The organism is Laspinema olomoucense D3b, assembly GCF_025370785.1.
GTDB lineage: Bacteria > Cyanobacteriota > Cyanobacteriia > Cyanobacteriales > Laspinemataceae > Laspinema > Laspinema olomoucense.
On sequence record NZ_JAMXFA010000003.1, the window covers coordinates 121,748 to 141,481 of the forward strand.

Below are 19,734 nucleotides of genomic sequence, written 5' to 3' on the forward strand. Positions count from 1 at the left end.
CAATCTCTTACCTATTATTTAAGCCTCGATTACTTTTAAGCCTGGTTAAAGTGAAAAATCCGTAAGTTTATATCGGGTAAATAAACTGTAAATTCTGGGGAAACTCCTTAGAGAACTCTGGAAAAATTGGCGATCGCAGTCCCTAGGACAATTGCGGGGTCAGACCCCTCACTCCGGGTTAAAATCATGTCATACTGTCAAAAAAACAGGGATATCCTGGGTTGACCATTCGGGAATAATCACTGCTATGGTACGCCAAATTCAAGAGTTTCTTGATGAAATCCACGAATCTAAAAGATTAAATCACAGTAGGAGATCTGTGTTTGCCAAGTTCTTGCACCAGATTCAGAAAAAACTGCCCGATCTGACGGGGGTAGCGGTGGTCGGGATGGCGACCCTTTGTACCTCCGGTTTTGTGCTCGGAGTCCGACAACTGGGCAGTTTCCAACATGGGGAACTGATGGTTTATGATCGGCTGATGCAGTGGCGTGCCGATAAACCCCCAGATCCTCGGATTGCGATCGTGACGATCTCCGAAGAAGACATCCAGGCCGAGGGATGGCCCCTATCCGATCGCACCCTGGCCCAGGTATTGGAGAATTTGCAACAATATGAACCCGTGGCGATCGGCTTGGATCTGTATCGGGATCTCCCCCAACCCCCAGGACATCCGGAACTCCTCAAGGAATTAGAAGCCCCAAATATCATCGCCATTAGAAACGATTCCCCCGGGGTCAAACCACCCCCGAGTGTCCCGGCAGAACGGATCGGCTTTAATGACTTGGTAAGCGATCACGATGGACCGATTCGCCGTAATTTAATGAGCTTCGTGCTCAATGGAAAAACTAACCTTTCTTTTTCCCTCCAACTGGCGATGCTCTATCTAGGGGACCAGGGACTTTTTCCCCAACCCAGCGAAACCCAACCCGGTCACATCATCTGGGGAAAAGCAATATTAGCGCCATTAAAGTTTAACTCCGGGGGTTATACCCACCTGGATGCTCAAGGCTTCCAGATTCTACTCAATTATCGGTCTCGAAAGGAGGTGGCCCCGTCCATTCCCTTGTCGGAGGTCCTGGCCGATCGCCTGGAACCCGAATGGATCCGGGATAAAATTATTGTGATCGGAACCACTGCCCCGAGCATCAAAGATGTCCACTATACCCCCTATAGTTCACGACAAAACAATCCCTTCATGCCCGGGGTATTGATTCATACCCAAATGCTCAGTCAGTTATTGAGTGCCGTCTTAGACGGGCAGCCTTTATTTTGGGTTTGGCCGGAGTGGGCCGAAATTCTCTGGGTGATTGGCTGGATCGCCGTGGGGGGGACCATCGCTTGGCTGATTCGGCATCCGTTAATTTTGCCTGTTGTGAGTGGGGTCAGCGCCGTTGGTTTATGCTTCGTCAGTTGGATACTGTTTACCCAAGCCGGTTGGGTGCCGGTGGTCACGCCTCTGGTGGGGTTGGCGATCGCCGTCGCTGGGGTGGTGGCATTTCGGGCCTACCAGTCTGGACAGCAACAGCAGATCGTCATGAAACTCTTAGGACAAAATGCGGCCCCAGAAATTGCCGATGCACTCTGGGAAAACCGCGATCGCCTCCTCAAAGATGGCAAACTTCCCGGTCAAAAACTGACCGCCACCATGTTATTCACTGACCTCAAGGACTTCAGCACCATCTCGGAACAAATGCCCCCCGAAGCCCTCCTAGAGTGGTTAAACGAATATTTGGACGTTCTGAGCCAAGTCATCCAAGAACATCAAGGAATTATTAACAAGTTTACCGGGGATGGCATTATGGCGGCCTTTGGGGTTCCCCTGCCTCGTCAGTCCACCGTGGATATTGCCCGGGATGCGCGCAATGCTGTCGCCTCGGGTCTGGCAATGGGCGATCGCCTTCAAGAACTCAACCGCAACTGGCAAAAACGCGGCCTCCCCGTGATTCAGATGCGCGTCGGAATTTTTACCGGGGCCGTGGTTGCCGGGAGTCTCGGCGGAAAGGAACGTCAAGAATACGGCATTATCGGTGATAGCGTCAACATTGCCTCTCGCTTAGAAAGCTGTGAGAAAGACCGACAATCCAGTATTTGTCGCGTCCTGATCGCCCACGAAACCCTCATCCATATCCAAGACGAGTTTTTTGTGGAACACTGGGGACCCTTGTCCCTCAAAGGGAAGCAGCAAACCGTTGATGTCTACCGCGTGGTCGCTCGTCGCCACCCGACTCCCTAGGGCATCGGTACTGCATCGAGAAGACAAACCGGGATTTTGTACAAAATTTTGGCCGAGTCCTAACTTTTTCTGGGGCACAAACCCGGTTTCATGTCCTGATGGCACTAAAAACCGCCGCCCCAGAGGAACCCGGACCAATCCGGGGAACTTTATTTTGGAGGATTGCCCAATCTCCACAATTTCCACAATTAATGATGTATCAAAGAGGAACATTTTCTCAAATAGTGGGTCATTGGTGGATAGACTTTTTAATATTTTCCCCGGAATGCTCATCTTTTAGAATCCTATGGGGAGCATGATTTAATCACAGATTAGCTAAACATCTTAGGGCAATGCGTTATAATAGGCGAGAAAATTTGAAGGCAGACCTATTGTCAGATATGTCACACCCAAGGAAGCAGCGTTCATCCTTGGAGTCCACGAAAAAACACTCCGCAGATGGGATGAAAATGGATCAATTAAGACCATCAGAACTCCTGCTGGGCAACGACGACACCACCTTGAATCTTATGCCGCCTTCTCAGGCAGTGACAAGCTTTCAGTCGTTATTTATGCCAGAGTTAGTAGTCGCGCCCAGCAAAGCGGCCTCAATCGAGAGGTTGCCGCACTCTCAAGCCTGTATCCTGAAGCAGAAGTTATCGCAGAAATCAGAAGCGGACTCAACTTCAAGCGAAAGAAGATGCTTGCCTTATTGGGACATCAATTGTCAGGAAATGTCCGCATGGTTGTCGTTGCCCACAAAGACCGATTGGCAAGATATGCCTGACGGCAGGCTATCACCAACGGATTTGACTGGTTTCGATGGCTCGGTGAGCAAAACCGGTGCGAACTCGTGGTTCTCAACCAGACAAGTCTCAGTCCAGAACGAGAAATGGTTGAGGACATCCTCGCCATCCTCCACTGCTTCAGTTCCCGACTTTATGGACTGCGTAAGTACAAGACTCAGGTCAAAGAAGATCCGGATTTACCCCAGTCCCGAACTAAATAAAGTCTGGCGTAAATGGCTGGCGGCTTGTCGATACTGCTACAACCAAGCAATTGCATTGTTCAGGTGTGGCAAACGACTAAGCAAGTTGAAATTACGCAACGAAGTGATGCAGGGTGAATTACCCGCATGGGTTAAAGAAACACCCTGCCACATTCGGCAAAATGCCATCTTCGATGCCTATCTCGCTTTTATCGCCAGTCCTAATGCAAGGTTTAGAAGTTGTCGTGACAGTTCTCAAGCGATTAAGTTTAATGATGCTAATTTCTCTTCAGGAAGTTGGTATCCAAGACTAACGAAAGGATTAACTTTCAGGGTTTCCGAACCCATCCCTAAAACTTGTGACCAAGGGACTCAGTTGGTGTTTACCAAAGGTCGATGGTTTGCGGTTTTCCCTGAACCGGTTTCTGTTACTCCAACGGAAGCCACCGGAGTGATTGCATTAGATCCGGGTGTCCGAACTTTTATGACTGGGTTTGATGGTTCACGGTTTCTGGAATTTGGCTCCGGGGATATTGGACGCATTACTCGGCTATGCCAACATTTGGATGATTTAATGAGCCGAATCGCCAAGGAACCCAGTCGCTCAAGGCGGCGACGCATGAGGCAAGCGGCTCAACGAATGAGAACCAAAATCCGGAATTTAGTTGATGAAGCCCACAAGCAAATTGCTCATTACTTGACTCACAACTACAGTGTAATTTTTCTGCCCACTTTCGAGACTTCCGATATGGTTGCCAAGGTGAAGCGGAAAATCAGGTCCAAGACTGCCCGAGCAATGCTAACTTGGGCGCACTATCGATTTAAACTAACCCTGAGACATCAAGCCGAGATAACTGGAACCACAGTTGTGGATGTGACTGAAGAATACACCAGCAAAACCTGTACCCACTGTGGTCATGTTCACTCCAAGCTAGGTGGCTCAAAAGTGTTCCGATGTCCTGAGTGCGGGTTCACTCTACCCAGAGACTGGAACGGTGCTTTTGGAATTTTTCTAAAAGCTTTGCGGGATACCGCCTCTGTTACCTTAATAGGTGATAGTGCTATCGTCGCATTGTCCGGCAATAGCCGGATAAATGTCGCGTAAATGTATCAGATTCCCCGACCATTCCGATGGTCTGGACTTAGGAAGTGACTTGAACGGGGTGTAATCCGGAGCAAGCTGGCAATGCCTGCTCTTTTTAGGGGAAGTCTCCAGGCAACTGACTAAACGGGAACCAAACTGTGAAATGCTCACAACGGTAGGGTGGATTGAACCGAAGAATTTAGATAAAAAGAGTTGTGGCGATCGCCCATCAGAATCCGGGGATAATAGACTGAGTAATTTTTTGATACCTTGATTGCCCAAAAGAGGTTTAGAGAAAACTATTTTGAGCGATCGCGAGGACAGAGCTTATGACATAAGTCACACTCGGATTCAAGAGAACTACTACAATTAATTTAGGCTTTCACTCAATCCCATCACTCGCTCTGTACCATAAGGGAGAACCGAATATGATTAATACAAAATATTGGACTCCATCAATACTAGCTAGTATTGCCGTAGGTTTGCAATTATTGACAGGGGGAACCCTCCCAACATCGGCAGCGGAATTTGTCCCCCCGGATAATGTCGGCGCCCCTAGAGGACGTGTTGGCGGAGGCACCCGGGGCGGAAGTCCCTTTGATCAAGTGAGTCCTGGAGTTCCAGGACGACGGATTGGAGGGGGTAGTCGAGGCTGTAGCGTCACCGGGGATCGTCCGACCGATCAAGCGTTAACAGCGTTGGTCCCTGAAACCACGATGGGATTAACCGTAGAAGCCTATCCCACATTCTTTTGGTATTTACCATCGACTTCAGCCACGGGAGTAGAATTCGTGCTGATGGATGAAATGGGTGAAAAAGTCATTTATGAAACTACATTTCGCACAAAAGGTGAGGCGGGAATCGTTAGCTTGAACCTGCCGGAAAATGCGAGCCTCCCCCCATTAGAAATTAATGCGAATTATCGCTGGTACTTTTCTATTATTTGTAACCCCGAAGATCGGGCAGCAGATGTTTATGTCCAAGGCTGGATTCGCCGAATAGAGGCCAGTGCAGGCTTAACCGAGCAGTTACTCACCACTACATCGGACCTGGAACGTGCTCAAGTGTATGCTCGCAACGGGATTTGGCATGAGGCGATTTCCGTGCTGGCTAAACTGCGCCGTAGCAATCCCAATAATGCGGACATCACCACGGAGTGGGAAGAACTGATCACCTCAGTGCAACTGTCAAATGTCGCGCAGGTCCCCCTCGTTCAAGAGATCATCATGGAAATCGAGGAGGATCAGCAAAGCCGAGCCACCGAAGCCAACCCTGAAACCAACCGATAAAAGGGGCAATTCTCAAGGGGGACTGTTGAAGGATGAAGGATGAATTTTTTTCATTTCCCCCATCCTACGGTCCTTCCCTCTTTCGGGAGTGAGGAAAATTAAGGCTGAAGCTCGCTCAGAAGTGCCTCGACTTTTTCCAATCTTTCATTTTCACCCTGCTGCTGATAAAGCTCTTCGGCTTTTTTCAATTGCTCGATCGCCTCGGAAATCCGATTGCGTCCTCGTAAGGCCAGGGCGAGATTATAATAAGCATCCCCATTATCTGGAGAGAGTTCCGTTAATCGACGGTAGGCGACGATCGCCTGTAAATAGTCTTCCTGCTGGAGATGAATCTGGGCGATCGCAGCTTGGGGTTCTATCAAATCCGGCGCTAAACTCACTGCTCTTTGATAAGTAACCAGGGCTTCGATCATCTGACCCTGGTCCTGTAGTAGTTTGCCGATCGCTAACTGAAGTTGGGCATTTCGCGGTTCAAACTGGGCCGCTTGCTTAAACGTTTCCAAAGCTTCATTCGTCTTTCCCTGTGTCAGAAACGCCACCCCTAAAATCATCTGAATACTCCCTTGTCGGGGAGCCAACGCTGCAGCTTGTTGAAGTGCCGTGACTGCCTCATCAATCCGTCCCTGCTGGAGTAACGCCGTCCCAATCGACTCGTAAGCTTGCCAGTAGCTCGTATCGCGACTGGTCACCTGTTGAAACGCCTGTAATGCTCCGTCATAGTCTTCTTGGCGCAACAAAACCACCCCTAACCCTATTTGGGCATTCAGGTTCTCCGGATCCAGTTGTGCCGCTCGTCGGTAGGCGATCGCTGCCCCCTCATTATTACCCAAATTCGCCAAGGCATAACCCAGGGCATATTGGAAATCTGCATTGTCCGGTTCCAAAGAAGTCGCTTGCTCAAAGGCATTCACTGCGGCTTCAAAATTTTGCTGCGTGGCTTGTAAAAAGCCAATTCCAGAAAAAATCCGTGCGTTGTCACCATCTAAGTTAGCCGCTTGTAAATAAACCTCGATGGCTTTGGCATAATCCCCCGAATCCACTAATTCTCGCCCTTGTCGCAACAGTTCATTAACCTCGCGGTTGAGATTCTCATTATTTTGGGCCGCCTGCGCTAACAATAGAGGTTCGGTTGCCCCCAGGGTAACCGATGGGGTGATGATGCTGATTCCTCCTAACAACAGGAGACTCACGAATAAAGGGTTCAGTTTTTGCACGGCCTAACTTCTCTTGTTTGTACGATAATTGCTAGAGATTACAAGAATGCTTCTCTGTTACCGGGAACAGAGAAACCTACAGGATACCCCTTGCCACCCCTAGGGCGAACCGAACCGTTCACTTTCTCCAGAGCGATTGGAGGAGGCGCGAGCAAGGTAACCTCTCGGGACTCTGATTTTAACAACAACGGCTCACCTTTTTAAGGGGTGGTTGTAGAATCCTATTTAGGGATTTTAACGGCAGAAGTATGAGATAAGCGCAATCAACTGGGAAATTTTTGGGGGAGGATTCAAGATGGGATTGCCCAAAGCATCAGCGCGGTTCAGAAACTGTTTCTCCCCAGGGGGACAAGGGCCGATCTCCGAATCGTCAACTCCCCCTTAACCTCGGGTAATTCTGGGGCGCCCAGGCAGCCACTGGGACTTGCGCAACTCCGGCCCCCCAGGCGATCGCCCTTACCGATTTTGCTCTTCCCGATTTCGGGAGAATCGGCTCTCTTGGAACGAACTGCCAATCCCTTGCAGAATCCCTCGCCCAATTAAACCCAAACCTTTCCCCAATTGAATCAGCAAATAGCGCCCACTATTCCCCAAAGAGAGCAAAATAGCTTTGATTCGCGGGGAGATGGCATCGCGAGTTTCTAGGAGCAACGTAACCCCCAGTCTCAGTCCTTTGAGTTGGACTAATTCTTGCCTTCGTGGGGAATAAATTTGAGTTTTTTTAATCCCTCCATCGTCCAAGATATAGAGCCAATGTCGGCTTTCAAAGATAGCTTTGGGTTCTAACCAGAGATTTTGACGACGATATTTCCAGGATAAATCATTTCTAAATCGCTCAATTTCTCGGGTGGATAGCCAGTGCTTATCTAAAAAGTTGAGTTTAATTTCTTCTACATCAGCGACCCGATTTAAGAGGGGTTGGATGATAGCGTTGGCAACTTGAATGATTAGGTTTTCCAGTAAAGCGCTGGCGTGAGCAATGGATTTCGGGTCTTCCGGGGAGTAGATGACATTTTCGATCACCAAGGGAATTTGATGGAGGAGATAGGCTAATAAATCGAGAACGAGGGGGATTTTATTTAATAAAGCACCTTGGACAATCTCGATTTCTTCCAGTAAAAAGGGTACGAGGTCAAACTCACCGAGGACGGAGGGCGAGGAATTGGCTAACCCCAGGTTAATGGAATAGTATTTCCCGAAATAGGCAGTAACGGACATTTCCCATAAATCGCGGATGATGCGATCGCGTTTTGAGGGGAGTTCCGTAGCCTGGACTTGAGCATACCGCAGTTGCGCCAAAATTTCTTCAAATTGGTGCAGAATCGTGTACAGTAATTCTTGCCTTTTGTCAAGGTTTAGGATATCAATTTCTAGGACGGTATCTGTGAGGTTGGCCAAAGGAGTATCTATTTTCTCGGCGATCGCCTCCAGTAATGGGCGAGGGTTATGAATCGGGCTCAGTTCTGAACCCGTAGGAGATAACAACTCGGGAGCAGAAGCCGCAACCAAACTCGCGAGATTCCTTGATTTTCGGGGGCGATTGGGGCGCTCTGGAGATGCCTGGATGCGGTTAGGTTGCCCGGGAGAATTGACTTGAAAACGGCGATCGGTAGGGTTTGCCGACTGAGGAGGTGGCGGTTCGCTCACCGATGGAGCCAACAACTTATTTACCATCCAACGAGCGGTGAGGAGTTCCCTGCGGCGGCCCTGCCAAAACAAGCGGTCAAAATCCGATAAGCGATCGCCTTGTACATACTGATCAACCTGGCGAATTTCGGCATCAATTTGACGTAAACCCGAAAGGCCCAGATCCTTGAGTATAAGGCCAATCAGTCCACCCGGCCTAGAAATTCCCCGACTTTGCCCCGTGGAGACCCGAATATTTCCCCCTCTACCCCAATAGGTTTCCCCCGATGCCACAGTCCCGATGGCCTGAATCAGTTCCGCTCCGGCTATCCCTTTCGGGCAGTATCCCTTGACATTCCTAGGATACGCAGTCTCTGTAGGGTTAGGGTTTGGCGAGCGACCCAGCAACAATAGAGACACCCCAGGGTATCGTTGCCCGAGTTCTGCCATCAGGGTGAAACTCGTGACTCCATCGGGTTCCGTGCGGCCTAACTCCAAGTCCAACAACACCACATCCACAGGGCGATCGGCAGGAGGGGGGGCGATCGCGCTCGGGTCCGCCGGATTGGCCAGAGTAGAGAGAATCTCTAAAGCACGAGTCCCGTCAGTGGTTTGACCCACGACTTGCAGATCCGTTGATTGCTGACACAAGCTAGACAGACCCAATAAGAAAATCGGGTCTTGCTCAATCAATAGCAGTTGAAAAGGGGGGTGACTCACGGCAGAAATGAGTTAAAGGGCTGGGATAGGGGAGCCAGAACAGCGCAGTTCGGGGAAAGCCGAGCCAAAATCAACCGTTTCACCGACCCCCCGAGAGCTGTCTTTGGTTTCTAGATCCCATTGTGCCGCACAAATCCTCCATTTCTATCGGATGCGACCCCTTTAAGGGAAATTTATTCAATCCCATCAACGGGCAAGGGAGCATAGGAGTCTTCAGTGCTGGAGGCTGGAACCGGCTCTTCATAGAATGGTGCTGGCTCCTCATAAGAACTGGGTTGTTCATAGTAGGGTTCGGGAGCTTGATAAGCTGCTGCCGGTGGCTCATAGTAGGGTTCCGGCTCATAGTAGGGTTCCGGCTCTTGATAGGCGGGTTCCGGCTCTTGATAGACCGGAGCGGGTTCTTGATAGACCGCAGCGGGTTCTTGATAGGCGGGTTCCGGCTCTTGATAGACCGGAGCAGGCTCTTGATAGACCGGAGCGGGTTCTTGATAGACCGGAGCGGGTTCTTGATAGACCGGAGCGGGTTCTTGATAGACCGGAGCGGGTTCTTGATAGACCGGAGCCGGTGCTTGATAGACCGGAGCTGCTTCAGCTTCCCGGGCGGCATAGATGGCATCTAGTTGGGCATTCCACCGAGCGATCGCCGTTCGGGCTTCAGAATACAAAGCACGACCCGAGCGAATTTTAGAAGCAGTATCGATCGCCTTGGTGAGACTCCCCTGGGCGGCCAAGGTGGCGGCTTGATCCAGAATCGGTTGGTCTTCAGTAATTTGAATCTGGCTGATCCATTTTCCGATATTTTCTGAGGCTTGTTGATGCAGCGCTCGACCGGGAGCAATTTTTTTGGCTTCGTTGACTGCTTCCTGGAGTTGACCGGCTTGGGCCAGAGCCTGGGCGCTCGCGAGGATGGGTTGATCTTCGAGGGTTTCGACCTGTTTGTTCCATTGAGCAATCAGGGTTTGGGCTTCAATCCGCAGGGGGCGGCCCGGGGCCACCTGTTGGGCTGAGGCGATCGCATTTTTTAAGGCAGCAATATTATTGGAGTTGGCGATCGCTTGGGCGGCGACGACATAGCCTCGGTCTTCAATTTGTTCAATTTCCTTGCGCCATTCAGCGATCGGGGTTTGAGCATCGAGACGTCCGGGGCGCTCCTTGCCTATCATTTCAGCCTGGGCGATCGCCAACTGCATCAGCATTGGGGTACGGAAACTGGCGACAGCTTGGGCCATCTGGACCTGAACCAGGTCTTGTTTGTGCTGATTCCAGCGGACCAAGTTTTCTTGAGCTTGGCTGTACAGGGGACTGTCCGATTGAATTTGACCGGCGATCGCCGAGGCTTCTAGGAACGTAAATAGGCGATCGGGGATAGGTCCGGCGGGTTTGTCATTTTGGACCAGGGCTTGGGCTGAACTTAGCTGAATCAAGTCCTGACTTTCCCCATAAACTGTTGTATCTGAGGGAATCCATTTGGCAGCGGAGATAGCTTGCGCATAATTGCCACTTTGGAAGCGAGTTTTGGCGATCGCCAACAATTCTGCACTCCAGCGGTTAATCTCCTGATTGGCCTGCTCTCGAACATATCGTTGGGGGTTAATTTGTCGCGCTAGGTCGATGGCCCGGACTAACTCCTCGGCTGTCCGGTTGTAGACCAAATAGCGGGCATCTTCTAACTGTTTCCACGCTTCCTTTTCAGCGACTATTCGCTGCTGTAGTTCTCCATAGCGCGTAGAACGCCAGTGGACGTTATTCAATTTGAGCAACTCTCGCATCTGATCCTCGACGGCGCTCCAGTTGCGAGCTTTCAGTGCAGCTTCAGCTTTATCGTAAATTGCTTTTCCCTCGTCCCAATCTGCTTCCCAAAGTTGTACTTCTTGTTCGACTTGGGCGTAGACTGGGTTGGTTTTAGGAATTTTTTCGACAATGGCATTGGCGCCGTTTAAATCTCCGGCCATAAATTTCTGCCTTGCCAAGTCCAGAATCAGGGCCGACCATTCCCCGACTAATTTATCCCCCTGACCCCGCAGGGGATGGTCTGTGGGCCAGCTTTCCACGAGTTCGATTCCCGCGACCAGCCGGTCTAGGTCCCCGGTTTGGGCCGCATTTTGGGCGCAGTAGAGGCGATCGCGGTCGGTGGAACTTACCCCGAGAGCATCACAATCAATCGGTGGGGGCATGGTGAGTAACCACCGCAGGGATACCGCTCCCATGCTGGTACAAACTACCAGCAGACTCAGCCAGAGTAAATGCCATCCCCATAACAGACTTCGACCCTTGTCGATTCGAGGTTTGGCTTCTGTGGCGACGAGCGCCCCTGTCTGATTTTGATCTGGATTTGTGATTTTTTTCTGGACCCGAAGGGGGAATTTCCAGCCCCAGCCCTTGACGGATTTCGGGGGGTGTGGGGCCAATTCTGGGCTTTGGGTTAATATCTCGCCGGTTTCTGAGTGATTGCGCTGCGATCGCCCACCCCATAACCGAGCGGCGATCGTTCCTTTAATGCGTCCATCCCGCCGTCTCCGAATGCGGTGGTTTGGCTGTGTACTGGATTGGTCAAATTCTTTTCTCACCATTGCTTCAGCCTGTCCCTACAATGCCGACTTGTATTGGCACATCTTTCTACTTCTTGATTACCGGGTAGAGACGGGAAAATATGGGGTCTCTCCAGTGTAGTTGCTTTTCGATTCCGTCCATCCTTGAGGGTCACACTTGCAAGCGATACCTACCCCCTAGGATATAAACAGTGCTGGCTCCCTTGAGGATCAACCTAGATTCTACCTGATGGCTTTGATTCATGCTAAAAACAGAGTCTTTTAAATACATCTGTATCAAATGCTTTTACCGTTTGCCCGATGCATGGGTTCCCGATTGAAACCCGTAGCATCTGTTTGTCTCTGTGACAAGCCTCTTTGGGAATATATCCCGGATCGCTCAATCCTATGAAATTTATAAGATAAAGGATCAATTTAAGGGATAGATTGTCTTCTTGGTTCATGCATCACTTCCCTATCGAGATTTTCCGGGTAGGGGGCTAGAGTTTTCTTCGCTTTTGAACCCGTAGGCGATCGCCCCTCCAGTCTATGATGGAGACCCTTAAACTATTATCAAGATTCAACCCCGATTTCAAAGCGCTTCTAAAAGTCTAAAGTCTACAACGATTTTGTTCCACTTAGATAAGCAGTTTAGCTTGAAGTTTTGGGAACGGTTACCCAAAACTCATAGCAGTGCAGCATTTCACCGGAGACTTTGACCCTTCTGGGCAAGATGTATCCCGAATTAAAATCTCAGCGGAGCATTTCCCTGTTCAGGGTGACTCCCTTCAACGGGCAGTTGAACCGGACTGGACTACAGCAGGACTAGGGGCGAGTTAGCGGCAGCCCCTAGTCCCGGGGGACCGGATTAGATAGATAGGAACAAAAATTCGGATTTCTGTTCCTAATTTGTTGCGAATTCTCAGAAGTTTGGTAAAAAAAGCCGGTTGTCTTGTTGCTACTGTACCCCCGCTCTAGGACTGGGTAAAGCATTCAATCAAGAGGGCCAGATACTCCGTAGTTTCTGGCCCTCTTGATTGAATACCTCCCCCGAAGATCTAGGCGATCGCCCCGGGGTCTGTAGCACTCTCGGCTGGGGGAGGGGATTGCTCCGAACGATATCCGAAAAAATTAATTTGATATTCCACAATGCGGACTCCCGTTTGAGCTTCCACCTGTCGGATTAACTCCTCGGGTAATTCGATTTGAACGTCCAGCAGTTGATTGGTGTCGATGCAGTTAACGTGACTGTGGGCATCGCTGATATTGCCATACAATCGACCGTCTGAGCGTTCAATGCATTCAATAATCCCTTGGTGGGAGAGGGCTTCGAGGTTTTGGTAGACTGATGTATGTCCGATCGCCTTCCCCGCACGATTGAGGCGATCGTAAATTTCTCTAGCGGAAAGATGCTCTTGCTCCGTCCAGAGCAACTCTAGGATAAAGCGGCGCTGTCGCGACAGTCGCATTCCCAAACTTTGGCAGCGATTAAGGGCATCTTCTAAGGAGCGAATGGGTTTAACGGATACTACCTGTTTTTTCATAGTTTTATGTTGAGGCATTCATTTAATGACACAATTAATTAAGGATGTATCCTGCCCCCTTTAATAGTTATAGCGGGTTTCACCGATGAAGGAAGTTAGCATTTGGGGCGATGAAGGTCGCGTCGGATGTCGTCACTTAGGAGGAGGTACCGGACTTATCCCTTGGACAGGATTGAGATAATTCTATCGTAGGCTTCGGTTGTCCGTAGGCGATCGCCTCTGGATATCACCCGGGTCTGCTACAGTCTAACTTCAGTTTTCTGGGCTTATGGACCCGGGGAATCCTCCCCTGTGCGAATCCTCCATCTATAACCCCTCATCCCTATCCTGATACTGTAAAATAGGTTACCGATTTACCGCCTGCGTTCACGTTTTCTGATTTTAGTTCTACCTCCTGCCCCTGGTTTAATGACAATTACCATCGCCCTCAATTCCGAGTGTTTGCTCAATTTGGACCTATCCCCCGTCCGAGGGGCGATCGCTAACTTATCGCCGGATCAACCCTTCACTGACCCGAATCTGTCCTTGCAGTTTGAAATCGATTATCCCCGGGATCCGTCGGACCCCCGCGAACTCTCGGAAATTCCCGAGATCCGTCTGTGGTTTATCCGATTAGATGCTACCTATCCTTGGTTGCCTTTGCTACTCGATCGCAAATCCGGCGAATTCGCCCGCTATGTGGCTATGTTGGTCCCTCACGAGTTTCATCGCACTGAGGGCATTCAATACAACCCTGAAGCGTTGGAAATTTTTTTGATGAACAAAATTTTCACCCTCGCCAACCTGTTGCAGGAACATGGCGCACCCAGTAAGTCTAAGCTAATTTCTCTCTCTCAAATGCTGGGCTACGAACTCGATGACGGCTTTTTTGAGTTGCTGGGGATTCACGCTTGAGCGTTTTCTCCCGCCAGTCAGTCCCCTGCCGCCTGAATGGAATTGAGGGAGTGGGGTATATAGGCCCCTCTAAATCCTGATGACAATTCCTACAAGAGTTGCGATCGGTCCCCATAAGACCTCTTGCCAAATTCTCTCAAGCCCCCAGTAATTAAAGATTTATTCCTCTGGCTTCCCCCTTAAGAAGGGGGATGGGGACGATGGAGGAGATGGGGACGATGGGGGAAATCTATTGTTAATGGCTGGAACACAATCAACCCTGAGCTAAATCTCACCACCCAACTCATTACCCCAGGTTGCGGACTCACCGGCTTCACCCCAACTGTAAGCGCTGCGTTGGCAATGTGGGCGGGTCAACAAATTGGCATAAATTTTTCGCGATTCTCTCTCCCATAAATTATAATCAGGAAGAGCCAACAATAAATCGGGTTCGGAGCCTTGCAGGCTGGCTCTGCCCACTTTGAAATTGGAAAACCGCCGACACAAATTTCACTAAAATTTTTACATTTTTTCCATCTAAAGGCATAGGGCAATCCAATTAAACTTACGACTAAATGTAGGGGATGCACAAGAGTGTCACTGGTATGATTTCCGCCAAGTTGGGGAGATGGAGCGAGGTGGGTAACTCTAGAGAATGCTCTTTAGCTCAGCCGCTCAAGTGCGTAGCATCCCTCACCCAATCTGCCCCCCCCAAAAGGAATTCCCGGGCAATATTCGCTCCTACTGCGGTGCGATCGCCAAGGGGAGGCTATCCCTCCCATCTGGCAGCGCCCTCTGGAAGCCTTGAGCCTGCAGGGGATAGCAATGAGCCCCTGATCCTCCTAGGATTAGATGATCCCGGTCGAACTCTCGAACGATGGTCAGCCTTAAGCCTCAACAACAAAGAATTAAAAATTGAGTTCGAGGATTCATCATGACCTGAGCTATTAAAGATCATGGATAATTGAGTGCCATTGTATTGAGTAATGGATCTTTTTCAACCCAAACTGACCAGGTTGTGTATGCTAAAAAATGAACGGGCGATCGACTCTCAAACTCTGCTGAATAGCGGGAGTGCTATGAAAAAAGTAATTCCCATGACCGTGATGCTACTGACTTCCCTAGTTGTAGCAATTCCCGTGGGAGCAGAACCGAATGCCACCGATCTCCAACAGTTGCGAATGACTAAAGTCTGTCCGAGGTGTAATCTCAATGGGGCGGACTTGAGTGGCATCGACTTACAGGGTGCGGTGTTAACCGATGCTAACTTGATTGGTGCAAACCTCAGTGGTGCGAATCTGAGTACAGCGGACTTGAAAGGTGCGGATATGACAGGTGCTAATTTTCAAATGGCTAATCTGTCTGCAGCGAATCTTAATGCAGCCAATTTAAGTACGGCTAATCTGCTCGGAAGTGTACTTTTAGAGGCGAACCTCAATGCCGCCGATCTGAGTAAGGCAAATTTTTATGGTGCGGACTTGAGGCGGGCTAATTTCCAAGGTGCGAATCTCAATGAGGTGAATTTATTTGGTGCTGATGTAGAAGGAGCTAGAGGTCTGAGGCCCTAATCTGGTTAGTCTCTAAAAGAGGATTTTTCCTTCCGAAGTTAGCAACAAAGGGGGGACGGTCCACGGCGGTTTTGCGCTCTAGTCCTGATCGATTCCGAGGGGATTGCTCACCGGGGAAATCAAAATCAAGGTGATCGGGAGATAGTAGTATTGATGGCTTGATGACAATTGGAACTTTTTTCTGGAGGACGGTGATTGACCCCGCGTTCAGATCGAGGTTCTATCACCGGGCGGCCCGGTTTGCACTCCAGTCTCAGCCGCCCAAGGGCGATCGCAAAAACATCTTTTTGGCTGTTAACTTTTATACAGTTTACAAAGCCTATCATGGTCGGCCCAGTGGGGTAGAGTCCCGATACCGTGTTTTGCTCAGACAAGGCGTAATCAGAATTAGGAGTTCCAAGAGGAGTCACCACCGTTGGGCGATCGCCTCACTTACCCCAGATTTCCTGATTCCCACCTCGGCTCTATCATCGGTTTTTTATCTATATAAAAAATATGCTGTTACGGAAAACAACGATACATATCTCGATGGTCTAACACCCGAGCCTATCTCAGGGTTTCACCTATAGGGTATGATTCAATTAAGCAAGGGTACAGTCTCAGATTTCAGGTAGTACAGCACCAATTGCATAAAAATCTTTAACATTATACCCTCTCCTCAGAGGGGCGGGAGGTATAAAGAATAAATATGTTTGCTGTACGGGGGAGAAGAGGAAAAAATGGGTTTTTAGGTTAGTATCGGTAACTTTATATAATACAAAGTTTGTCTTTGGGGTGGAGAGAGTCGGTGATTTAAAGTCATACCAAATCTGGTTGGTAAAAGTCGGTTTTCTTTTTTAGCCCGCGCTTCTCGGGCTATAGCCCTTCGGCCCGGGCTTCGCTAGTGTCCTTAGAGCCAGACCCTTGAGGGTGCGGGTTTTTATAGACCTATCAGAACCGAATTCCGTATCAGGGGTGAAATGCAACTCCCTTACTGCGATCGCACTGCGCCAAACTCCCTGTACTTGTAACAGTCTTCAGTCTGGGCAAACGCTGTAGATATAAGACAATTTTTATACAACTTCTCAAAAATCCTCTTCAACTCAGGGATTCAGGGGCATCAAATTTCCCCTCTCCAATTGGGCGATCGGCCGATCGCCCTGACCCTGAACCCCTGGAGATTTCACCGGCAAACAGAGGATTGGACTCTGGGACCCTAAAAGTCGCCCCGGGAATCTCGTATCATTTGACACGGAAATAGGTTTTGCGCCATGCTTAATGTGAAGGCAACTCTTAAAAAAATCTGGATTAACACCGTCCCATGCTTGATCGCCTGTGGAAACAGTTAGAAACACCATTTCACCTCCCACTGGGTGTAACCCTTCCAGTGCGTCTAGAACACTTAAGACATCGAACTTATGGCTATTCCCTTCCCTTACCCCTGCCGTTCCCGTATCAATCCTACTTCCGCATTGCCCGACTTTTGACGAACGTTTTTGATTTTTTTCGCAGGACCCTCTAACCGAGTAGAAATGGAATCCATTTCTTCCCTCCGTTATCCCTCCTGTGGAGATGGGGAGATGTCATGACACGGATGGGCCCCTTGATTACCAAATGGGGTGGACTCAACCGCTTCTTGTTAACTCGAACTCCCCATTGAGTTCAGCATCGGAAATGAACTCCGGTACTCTGAACTCAATGGGAAATTTGCCTTCAATTGTGGCAGATTTGTATTTTAAACCACATTCCCGCATCAAAACCTAAAAACGGAGTTTCTCACTCCCCTCAATAAAAATCCCGTAGAGAATAAAAATCAAAATCTGCCCAATTTGAAAAGAAATTAAGGGTAAGAGGCCCCTCAATAACCCGATGTGATGACGATCGCATCACTCCTTGAGACCGATCGCCTAGGCTAAGTGAAAAGCAATCTAGGATAAGTGATAAAGCTGTATGCTTTTGTTGCACGAGGCCAGGGTAAAACGATGGAGCAAAAAAATCCCCCACTACGTCAGAATCCATTTGAGACCTATCGCGATCCGGTGACAGGTCAATGGATTGTTATTAAACCGTCTGAGACATCAAACTCAAATTCGTCTCAAAGAGCTGCCTAGCTGAAAGGAAACCCATCAGATTGCCTCAAATTTTTGCCTAGCCCTTGATAACCTTAGACTTCAGAAACCTGACCTTTTTTGTCCAAAAATGAGCCATTTTATACTTGTAAAGTAATACGGTTCATCTCCCGAGATCAGGCTCAAACCTTTGATATGCAATCGTTGCATTCTGTGGCTTTCAGCGAAACAGCCTGAAAAAGTGATGTGATTTTTAATGCTTAATACCGGATTTTTTCGGGTTGCTCAGTTGCCATAAGCTGTATTTTTAAGGGAGAGCTCGCCCCTAACTAATTTTTCGGGTACAGGGACTAAGAGGTTCCGGGGATTGGCGTCGGTGGTTGGCGTCCTTTTTCACGGACACCAACCCCAGAGCGATCGCTTCTTTTGAGGCGATCGCTCTTATCTTATTGTTGCCAAAATTAACCAGAATACCCCTAAACTGCTGGTCAGAACTATCCCTCACCTTGCCAGATTTTCAACTGTCTATCCTTGGTCCCCGTCACGTTGGAGTGGGAATCAGGGTTCAAGGGAATAATCGGCGATCAAATCAAATAGCGACACCCTCTAAACCGGAGGGCAAAACAAACCCGACTAGAGTTGATTTATCAAAAATCAATGCTTACGACTATGTTAAATCGAATTTTTTTAACCGTGGCTATCGTATCGTCTTTACAATTTTTTTTTACCAGTCCCTCCCAAGTTCCTGATCAGACCCGTTATACTCTCTCTCCAAACCCGCTTAACTTGCTATTGACCTCGGAATGGTAGCACCCCTATCGGGGGGACATCATTCCGCGTTGATCCCCTTGGACCCGGATTCAGGGGTTTTTTTTGCTTTTTCAGACAGCAATGGCCCTAATAGACTTGACAAAAATTCAGCAATTTAGGGAAAGTTAGGGAGAATTGAGGGCGAATTGAACTTCTGAGCAAAAGTTGGATAAATTAGGGAGGACATCGGGGAGAGAAGAAAGTATGAGCAACCCAATAAGGGATGAGGCAGTCCAAGCGGCGCGATCGCAACTGTTGAAGGGAGTGGAAGATGGTAGTCTGGACTCGGAAAGTCTGCAAGGGGCGATCGCCATTCTGGAAAAAGCGCAAATTCGAGGCGATCGCGAGTTGCTAGAGGGGGAATGGCAGTTACTCTGGACCTCGGGAACGCGCAAAGCTCAGAAAGTGAACCCAGGGGGGAAGGGTATGAACCGCAAGGCGATCGCTCAAGTCATCCAACGCCTTGACTGCCAGCGCCTGTGGTTTGAAAATCAGATTACCCTTGCCGGGAGTTCCCTGATTGTGGGCGGTCCTTTTGAGTACAACCAGCACCGCATTCAGTTCCAGTTTGAGCGCCTGGGGTTCCAACTCGGCCCCCTGGGGCCTCTCAATCTGCCTCTAGGCAAGTGGGCCTCGGGATGGCTGCAAACGACCTACTTAGATGAGGACCTGCATTTGGAACGGGGGGACCGAGGTGGGATTTCCCTCTACCAAAGAGTGGGGACTTCAACCCCAACCCTCTGCAAGGATAACGATAGAATAATACTTTCACATACCCCAGCAGAGGAATGAACAATGGTTCAGAAAATTCAAAAATCGGAAAGCGAGTGGAAAGCGCAACTGACCCCGGAACAGTTCAAGGTGACGAGAAAGAAGGGAACTGAAAGAGCTTTCACGGGGGCCTACCACGATAACAAAGAGAAGGGAGTTTATAAATGCGTCTGTTGCGGGACGGAGTTATTTAGCTCACAGACTAAGTTTGACTCCGGTACCGGGTGGCCTTCCTTTTGGGCACCGATTCAGGAGGGGCAGATCGCGGAAGAAGAGGACCGCGCCCTGTTTATGCGTCGGACGGAAGTTCTCTGCGCCAATTGTGACGCCCATCTCGGTCACGTTTTTCCCGATGGACCGAAACCGACGGGGTTGCGCTACTGCATTAATTCGGCATCCCTGAATTTTGAGAAAGTAGAGGATTAAAGGGGGGAGGAGGTCAGATGGCGATCGCAACCG

Annotated in this window: 12 protein-coding genes and 1 pseudogene; 8 read left to right on the plus strand and 5 right to left on the minus strand. The window is 49.4% G+C overall.

The window, feature by feature from the left end; genetic code table 11:
* Positions 1–247: 247 nt before the first annotated feature.
* The 4 genes and pseudogenes from NG792_RS02875 (at position 248) to NG792_RS02890 (ending at position 5,573) form a co-directional block, all read left to right on the plus strand.
* On the plus strand, positions 248–2,233 hold the full coding sequence (locus tag NG792_RS02875) for a CHASE2 domain-containing protein (RefSeq protein WP_261200021.1): 1,986 nt from the start codon (positions 248–250) through the stop codon (positions 2,231–2,233).
* A gap of 370 nt (positions 2,234–2,603) precedes the next feature.
* Positions 2,604–3,221: pseudogene (locus NG792_RS02880) on the plus strand (IS607 family transposase).
* On the plus strand, positions 3,154–4,305 hold the full coding sequence (locus NG792_RS02885) for an RNA-guided endonuclease InsQ/TnpB family protein (RefSeq protein WP_261234439.1): 1,152 nt from the start codon (positions 3,154–3,156) through the stop codon (positions 4,303–4,305). Before NG792_RS02880 ends, NG792_RS02885 begins: the two are co-directional and overlap by 68 nt.
* A 407-nt stretch (positions 4,306–4,712) precedes the next feature.
* Positions 4,713–5,573: a DUF928 domain-containing protein gene (locus tag NG792_RS02890; protein WP_261234440.1), complete on the plus strand. Its 861-nt coding sequence runs from the start codon at positions 4,713–4,715 to the stop codon at positions 5,571–5,573.
* Positions 5,574–5,671: 98 nt separating this feature from the next.
* Here NG792_RS02890 and NG792_RS02895 read toward each other — a convergent pair whose 3' ends face one another.
* The 4 genes from NG792_RS02895 to NG792_RS02910 all read right to left on the minus strand — a co-directional run bounded on the left by NG792_RS02895 (position 5,672) and on the right by NG792_RS02910 (position 13,205).
* Positions 5,672–6,787 (minus strand): tetratricopeptide repeat protein, encoded by a 1,116-nt coding sequence (locus NG792_RS02895; protein ID WP_261234441.1) that lies wholly within the window; start codon positions 6,785–6,787, stop codon positions 5,672–5,674.
* Between the two features lie 456 nt (positions 6,788–7,243).
* Positions 7,244–9,133: a DUF3685 domain-containing protein gene (locus NG792_RS28920; protein WP_261234442.1), complete on the minus strand. Its 1,890-nt coding sequence runs from the start codon at positions 9,131–9,133 to the stop codon at positions 7,244–7,246.
* Between the two features lie 173 nt (positions 9,134–9,306).
* The gene (locus tag NG792_RS02905; protein ID WP_261234443.1) at positions 9,307–11,703 is read right to left on the minus strand and encodes a hypothetical protein; all 2,397 of its coding nucleotides are present in this window, start codon (positions 11,701–11,703) and stop codon (positions 9,307–9,309) included.
* Between the two features lie 1,016 nt (positions 11,704–12,719).
* Positions 12,720–13,205, minus strand: a complete 486-nt coding sequence (locus NG792_RS02910) for a Fur family transcriptional regulator (RefSeq protein WP_261200016.1) — start codon at positions 13,203–13,205, stop codon at positions 12,720–12,722.
* 408 nt (positions 13,206–13,613) lie between these two features.
* Here NG792_RS02910 and NG792_RS02915 point away from each other — a divergent pair, with 408 nt between their 5' ends.
* Both NG792_RS02915 and NG792_RS02920 read left to right on the plus strand, forming a co-directional pair.
* Positions 13,614–14,099: a CRR6 family NdhI maturation factor gene (locus NG792_RS02915; RefSeq protein WP_261234444.1), complete on the plus strand. Its 486-nt coding sequence runs from the start codon at positions 13,614–13,616 to the stop codon at positions 14,097–14,099.
* A 1,001-nt stretch (positions 14,100–15,100) separates the two neighbouring features.
* Positions 15,101–15,646 (plus strand): pentapeptide repeat-containing protein, encoded by a 546-nt coding sequence (locus tag NG792_RS02920; RefSeq protein WP_261201661.1) that lies wholly within the window; start codon positions 15,101–15,103, stop codon positions 15,644–15,646.
* Between the two features lie 2,373 nt (positions 15,647–18,019).
* On the opposite strand, the gene NG792_RS02925 is transcribed toward NG792_RS02920, so the two are convergent.
* On the minus strand, positions 18,020–18,199 hold the full coding sequence (locus NG792_RS02925; protein ID WP_261234445.1) for a hypothetical protein: 180 nt from the start codon (positions 18,197–18,199) through the stop codon (positions 18,020–18,022).
* 509 nt (positions 18,200–18,708) lie between these two features.
* On the opposite strand from NG792_RS02925, the gene NG792_RS02930 reads away from it, so the two are divergent.
* Positions 18,709–19,296, plus strand: coding sequence for a PAP/fibrillin family protein (locus NG792_RS02930; protein WP_261234446.1), 588 nt, complete (start codon positions 18,709–18,711; stop codon positions 19,294–19,296).
* Positions 19,297–19,299: 3 nt separating this feature from the next.
* Entirely contained in the window at positions 19,300–19,701 is a 402-nt protein-coding gene (msrB, locus tag NG792_RS02935; RefSeq protein ID WP_261201663.1) for a peptide-methionine (R)-S-oxide reductase MsrB, read from the plus strand.
* Positions 19,702–19,734: the final 33 nt, after the last annotated feature.

Bases quoted from the DNA above. Each gene is read 5' to 3' on its own strand.
- NG792_RS02875 (WP_261200021.1), top strand. From the start codon at position 248: ATGGTACGCCAAATTCAAGAGTTTCTTGATGAAATCCACGAATCTAAA.
- NG792_RS02885 (WP_261234439.1), top strand. From the start codon at position 3,154: ATGGACTGCGTAAGTACAAGACTCAGGTCAAAGAAGATCCGGATTTAC.
- NG792_RS02890 (WP_261234440.1), top strand. From the start codon at position 4,713: ATGATTAATACAAAATATTGGACTCCATCAATACTAGCTAGTATTGCC.
- NG792_RS02905 (WP_261234443.1), bottom strand. From the start codon at position 11,703: ATGGTGAGAAAAGAATTTGACCAATCCAGTACACAGCCAAACCACCGC.
- NG792_RS02910 (WP_261200016.1), bottom strand. From the start codon at position 13,205: ATGAAAAAACAGGTAGTATCCGTTAAACCCATTCGCTCCTTAGAAGAT.
- NG792_RS02915 (WP_261234444.1), top strand. From the start codon at position 13,614: ATGACAATTACCATCGCCCTCAATTCCGAGTGTTTGCTCAATTTGGAC.
- NG792_RS02920 (WP_261201661.1), top strand. From the start codon at position 15,101: ATGCTAAAAAATGAACGGGCGATCGACTCTCAAACTCTGCTGAATAGC.
- NG792_RS02930 (WP_261234446.1), top strand. From the start codon at position 18,709: ATGAGCAACCCAATAAGGGATGAGGCAGTCCAAGCGGCGCGATCGCAA.
- msrB (WP_261201663.1), top strand. From the start codon at position 19,300: ATGGTTCAGAAAATTCAAAAATCGGAAAGCGAGTGGAAAGCGCAACTG.